Origin of the sequence: Streptomyces sp. BE20 (assembly GCF_036322525.1) — a bacterium.
In the GTDB taxonomy this organism is placed as follows: domain Bacteria; phylum Actinomycetota; class Actinomycetes; order Streptomycetales; family Streptomycetaceae; genus Kitasatospora.
Genome location: NZ_JAQYWW010000489.1, coordinates 1 through 373, shown reverse-complemented (window position 1 = coordinate 373; position 373 = coordinate 1). Strand labels below are relative to the sequence as shown.

At 58.7% G+C, this 373-nt stretch carries 1 protein-coding gene; it reads left to right on the top strand.

From position 1 onward, the window contains the following. Nucleotides 1-185: 185 nt before the first annotated feature. Nucleotides 186-373 (top strand): hypothetical protein (locus tag PUR61_RS06770; protein WP_329876673.1); only part of this gene is annotated, 188 nt, incomplete at its 3' end.

Sequence of the window (373 nt, the reverse complement as noted above, 5' to 3'; positions counted from 1 at the left end):
GGCCACCACCAACCCCCACCACAAACCAAAAAAAAAAAAAAAAAAACAACAGAACCCAAAAAAAAAAAACCAAACCACCCCCCCCCCAAAAAAACACAACCCCACAACACAAAAAAAAAAAACAACCCACCCACCCCCCCGACGCGTTCTTTAATGAGCCGGCGACCAACGAGATCTACAATGCATTGCACTCTCTGTCCCTCCAGCACGCTGTTCCGATCTGGCTGCTCGGGCTCGACGTCCCGGGCGTGGTCCGCGGCCGCGCCGGCACCCGGGCCCGCAGCTACTTCTGCATCCAGTGCAACTGCTCCCGGTGGACCTGTATGTGGGCCGGAGGGGTCGGCACCGAGCCCGTGTGCGGCGAGGGGCTGGG